General features: G+C 70.6%; 4 protein-coding genes and 1 pseudogene. 4 read left to right on the top strand and 1 reads right to left on the bottom strand.

Annotated features, from left to right (window positions below; genetic code table 11):
- The 4 genes and pseudogenes from SACPADRAFT_RS32515 to SACPADRAFT_RS0208895 all read left to right on the top strand — a co-directional run.
- Window positions 1-2,887: pseudogene (locus SACPADRAFT_RS32515) on the top strand (hypothetical protein); the annotation flags it as partial.
- Window positions 2,888-2,912: 25 nt separating this feature from the next.
- Entirely contained in the window at window positions 2,913-3,308 is a 396-nt protein-coding gene (locus tag SACPADRAFT_RS0208905) for a hypothetical protein (protein ID WP_233357144.1), read from the top strand.
- Window positions 3,308-3,772 carry a hypothetical protein gene (locus SACPADRAFT_RS0208900; RefSeq protein ID WP_007026396.1) on the top strand — a complete coding sequence of 155 codons (465 nt, stop codon included), beginning with the start codon at window positions 3,308-3,310 and terminating at the stop codon, window positions 3,770-3,772. The genes SACPADRAFT_RS0208905 and SACPADRAFT_RS0208900 overlap by 1 nt, the downstream gene beginning before the upstream one ends.
- A gap of 73 nt (window positions 3,773-3,845) precedes the next feature.
- A complete protein-coding gene (locus SACPADRAFT_RS0208895) occupies window positions 3,846-4,733 on the top strand; it encodes a hypothetical protein (protein ID WP_007026395.1) in 888 nt (295 codons plus the stop codon).
- A 27-nt stretch (window positions 4,734-4,760) separates the two neighbouring features.
- Here SACPADRAFT_RS0208895 and SACPADRAFT_RS26545 read toward each other — a convergent pair.
- A partial coding sequence (locus SACPADRAFT_RS26545) for an NUDIX hydrolase (protein WP_007026394.1) occupies window positions 4,761-5,179 on the bottom strand: 419 nt, incomplete at its 5' end.

The raw sequence follows: 5,179 nt of genomic DNA, 5'->3' as shown, positions 1-5,179 counted from the left end.
GGACCCGGACAGGCCCGGCCGTAGCGGTCCCGACCCGCACGGCGCTCGACCCGCGCCCGGGGACGTGGACCCGGCCCGACGGAACCCGTCCGACGGTCCCGGTGCGGACGCACCGCACCGGGACGACCACCTCACCCCGGACGAGGTGCACCGGTGGCACGCCGAACGCACCCCCGCGGGGACCTCGTTCCACCGCGGCGACCCGGAGATGGGCGACCTGCCACATCGGGTGAAGCCGGACCCGGAGGGTCGCTACACCGCCGACGTGCACGTCACCCCGGACGGCCACGCCCGCATCGGCGACCGCCTCTACACTCCCGAGGAGTTCGCCGACATCCTGCGCCGGGGCGGCGACTACGACGGCCGCCCCGTGCGGCTGATCGGCTGCGACGCGGGAAGCAACGACTTCGCGCAGCGCCTGTCCCGAGCCCTCGACACCGAGGTGCTGGCTCCGGACAAGCCGGCCTGGACCGACTCGAACGGCACGGTCTTCTCGTCCGACTACGAGATCGGGCCGGACGGACGCCTGCGGCCCAGGATTCCGCCGAACGGCGAGTGGAGTGTCCACCGCCCCGACGGGGCTACCTCCGGCGGTAGCGACGACGGTTTCACCCCGGACACGGCCGAGGCGGACAAGACCGATGTGGACGTCGAGTCCGTCCGGGACCGGGGCGAGGGGGACAACCTCAACCCCCACCATCAGATCGAGGGGCGATGGCAGGAACCACCCTACGAGTCGACCGAGCGGATCGCGCTCGATGACGACGTCTCCCTCTTCGACGAGGACCGGTCGTTCCGACCGAACACCCGGTACCTGGTCGAGGGCCCGGACGGCCAGGTCCGTAGCGAGGTGTTCACCGACGGTGACGGCAGGGTCACCCATGTCGACGCGGTCGCACCCAACACGTTGCGGGGAGGAAACCCGGAGATCGCCCGCCCGCACCCGGACACGGACTACCGGGCGCAGGTCGGACGGCGGGCCGAGGTGTTCCCGACCGGACCGGACGGGCACACCCGGATGGTCACCTCCGACAACGGGATCGCGCGGGTGGCGCACATCGACGAGCCCCCGGAGATCGATCGGGCGGACCACGTCACGGTCGATCCGGACGATCCGCGGGCACCGCGGGCCGACGAACCGTTCGGCCACCGCACGGATCTCGAACCGGGCAGGCGGTACCACGTCACCGACGCCGACGGGAACGACCGTGGCAGCTTCCAGACCGACGAGCGGGGTGCCGTCCGGTGGATCGACACCCCGGACTCGTCCCCGGAGTGGAGCAACCCCGAACTCACGGAGTTGAAGCCGGACACGAACTACCGCGTTGACCGCGGGCCGCTGTACCAGGAGTACCGCGTCGGCGCCGACGCCAGGCCCGAACACGCGGTCTCGTGGACGGATCCGGAGCCGCGCGGAACACCGATCGACCACCGGGTCGGTCAGAACGAACCGTTCCCCGTGCGTCGGGACGGTGACGGTCTCACTCCGGACAGCGTGCACCGGGCGCTGGACGAGCGCGGCGAGCCGCGCGCGACCTTCTACACCGGCAGCGGGGGCGGGATCGAGCAGATCGACGCGTACTCCGGTCAGCGCGGCAGGTTCAACGCGGAGGTCACCCAGGCTCCCGCGGGAGCGTCGGTCACCCAGGACGGCTACTACGGAACCGGGATGCAGAGCCGGGTGCAACAACAGTGGCCCGCACCGGAACAGACGGTCAGCTACTCCTACGAACAGCGACCCAGGGGTTTCGACCCGGAGCCCGGCGATCTGACCGAGCGTCAGCGCAACGCCCTCGCCGGCAAGGCACCGACCGAGAAGCATCCCGTGGTGGGCAGGCGGAGCCTGCCGCCGGACGCTCGGATCCATCTCGTCGACCCCGACGGTCGCCCGTATGCGACCATCCAAACCGGACCGGATGGGAAACCCACGCACCTGCATACCGGTGTCGAGGCGGAGCTGGACAAGGCGGATGGTCAGGAGGTCGAGGTCGCGAGAGACCCGGACTACGCCGGGGCCGACGCGGGGGGTGCCCAGCAGAACTGGCCACAGGCCTCCCGCGAGTACACCTTCTCGTACCAGAAGGAGCACGTCGGATTCGACGGCGCCGAGCCGCAGGGACTGTCCGCGCAGCAGCGCAGCGCGCTCGCCGACAAACCCGATAACAGGAACCCGTTGGTCGGACGGCAGGATCTGCCACCGGACACCCGGATCCATGTCGTCCACTCGGACGGCACGCCGTACACCACGGTGCAGACCGGGCCGGACGGTGCGGTCACGCACGTCCACACCTACAAACCGTTCGACCCGGACCTCAACAACCCGCAGCCGAACGTGACCGTCCGCGTCGACCACGGGATCGAGGTGCCCGGCACCGACCGTCGAACCGAAGGCGACCTGCACCGCACCGACGATCGGGGCAACACCGTGGCCACGACCTCCCGGCCGAACTACGCGGGGGCGAGCGACGTACGCCGTGACTCCGGAGCACAGCGGGAAGTCGGCGCGCGAGGTGGTGTCGATGACCGGGGCAACAATCTCGACGACGGTGGTCACCACGGTGGTACCAGCCAGGGCAAGCCGGGCGAGGCGATCAACCAGTCGAGCCAGGGCAGTGTGGAGAACCGCAAGAGCCCCGGGCGCAGCGACGGTTACGACCTGAGCCAGACCTGGTACGCACTCGAGCGGGAACGCGACGAGCACCCGGACCGGACCGAGTACGAGGAGATATTCGCCGCCCGGAGCGAGGGCCAGGACGATCCGCACACCCGCCTGTACCGTTCGTACGGCTGGGACGAGCAACACAGACCGAAGGTCACCGTCAGGAGTTTCCCGAATGACCACAACACCCCCCTCTGGCCCGCGGACTTCCGTCGAGGAGACCCATGAAGAGCTGATCGGTCGACTCGGTCGGATGCTTCTCGATCTCGTCCCGGACCAGGGCTGGCGGCGTATCGACCTCGTCAGCGTGATGACCGTCCCGGTGCAGGACCTCGGGCTGACGGTGATCATGAATGACGGTTCGAAGCCCGACGTGACTCCGCCGAAAGAGCTCAACCTCGTGCTGGCGAGGCTGCGCACCCTCCTCTACGAGCCGGGACGCGGCACGTGGTTCTCGGCCCGCGTCTCGATGGATCCTCCGGGTAGGATCTTCTACAACTACAACATGGACCACGAGCCGACCTTGCTCGGACCGATCGAGGCGGAGCACTACGCCGAGGACCTGACGATGTTCCCCCGGGACGAGGAGCACATGCCCGACTGGCTCAGCGCGAGACTGGCCGAGGTGAACGCCGGGGAGGAGGGCTGATGGCGTCGCGGCGGGCGCCCTTGACCGGGGTGCAGGCGAACGAACTGCTCAAAGGGTTCACCACACGGATGATTCACTCACTCCCACCGGAGTGGGACCAGTTGTTCGTCGAGTTCCGTGCGATGGGTTCGTACGTTGAACTGCGGGTACACGTGCTCACCGTTCTCGGCGGGTCCGTCGAGTGGGCCCTCCCCGACTCCGAGGTGACGTTTCTCCGGGACCTGCGCGACGCCATGTACGAACCGGGGGAGGGCACCTGGAACAGCCTGCGGTATCACCTCGTTCACCCGGGGGAGTACTCGGTCGAGTACAACTGGAGCGAAGAGCCCGACTGGGATCATCCGCCGTCGGCCGAGTACTTCGAGCAGGAGCTCGAAGATCGGCCACGGGACGAGGACGAGTTGCCGGAGTGGTTCGAACAGCGACTCGACGGCCCGGCTCCGGATACCGGGGTGGCCCGATGAGCGGTACGGCGGCGACCGCTGTCGATGGAGCCGGGTCGCCGTCCGCGCTCCTGTCCACGCCGGGTGAGTCACCGTGACCCGGCCGCAGGGGCCGCTGCCGCAGGATCTCGTGTCGGCGATCGCGCGGGAAATGGCCGCCGCCCCGGTCCCCCAGGGGTGGCGGCGGCTCCGGCTGGAGTACCGCGCGGTCGGCCGATACGTCGAGGTGGATTTCCTGGTCACCGACTCCGGGGGAGCGACCGTACCCCTGGCGCCGCCTCCGAGGAGTGTGGAGCTGCTCGGCAGGCTGCGAGCCGGCATGTACCAGCCGGGACGTGGCACCTGGTCGGGTGCGATGATCACCGTGGACCCGGGCCGGACACCGAGGCTGGACCACCTTCACGACCGCCAACCACGATGGCGGCGACAGCCGCCGCCCGCCGCCTTCGCGGACGAACTCCGGCTGTTCCCCCGCTCGGCCGAACATGTCCCGGAGTGGCTGCGGCACCGGGCGAGCGAGGGGCGGACGGCCTCCTCGGAGAAGCCTCCGCTGTCCGCCGTCGGTGGTTCCGCCGGAGCGGGCGCGGATCCGGAGCGCCACGGCGACCCACCGATGCACACCCCCCGCGTGTTCGACGGTCTCGACGACGCGGGCGCCCCGGTGCTCGACCGGGCACCGCTGGAGCCGGCCGAGCGGGAGCGGGTGCTGGACTACCTGGCCGCGGCCCCGGTGGTGCTGGCCGCGCGCAGCCACGACACCGACGTCCTCGACCCGGACCGGCCACCGTCGGTGCCGCTGACCTTCCGCACCGACGGCTTCTGGGTGTGGCCGGGTGCGGTGGCCTACTACCTGCGTGAGCACGACGTCGCGCCCGACCCGGAGTTCCTCACGCACCTCCGGGCGCGGAAGTACACGGTGCCGGAGGTGGACGAGCCCACCCGGGAGCGGGCCGTCGCCGCCGTCACGGCACCGGCGGAGTAGGACGGGCCGGGGAGGACCCGGCCGTGGTCACCGCCAGGCGAACACCGGCTGTTCGTAGCCGTCCACCCGGGTGTGCCTGCCGTGCAGCACCACCTCGCGGAACTGGTGCAGCACCGCGCCGGTGGGGGCGTGCAGCAGTGTGTCCAGCATCGGCAGCTGGATCACCGGCCGGGGCGACTCGGGGATACGCTCGAACCGCGGCTCCACGTCGATCTCCGGCACGGACAGCCAGAACAGGCCGTCGACCTCGTCCGGGTTGACCCGGGTGACCGGCTCCGCGCCCGCCCACACCACCACCGGGGTGATCACGTACCCGGAGCGGGTCTCGTAGTCGTCCAGCCGGCCGAGCACGGCGTCCCGGCCGAACGCGACCCCGACCTCCTCGTGCAGCTCGCGCAGCGCCGCGCCCGGCGGGTCCTCGCCCTCGTCGAGCCGCCCGCCCGGCA

It is taken from the genome of Saccharomonospora iraqiensis subsp. paurometabolica YIM 90007 (assembly GCF_000231035.2).
GTDB lineage: Bacteria > Actinomycetota > Actinomycetes > Mycobacteriales > Pseudonocardiaceae > Saccharomonospora > Saccharomonospora paurometabolica.
This window is presented reverse-complemented; position numbering and strand designations above follow the sequence as displayed.

What these genes read in the sequence shown, in the direction of transcription:
- SACPADRAFT_RS0208905 (WP_233357144.1), top strand. Translation starts at nt 2,913, where the DNA reads ATGCTTCTCGATCTCGTCCCGGACCAGGGCTGGCGGCGTATCGACCTC.
- SACPADRAFT_RS0208900 (WP_007026396.1), top strand. Translation starts at nt 3,308, where the DNA reads ATGGCGTCGCGGCGGGCGCCCTTGACCGGGGTGCAGGCGAACGAACTG.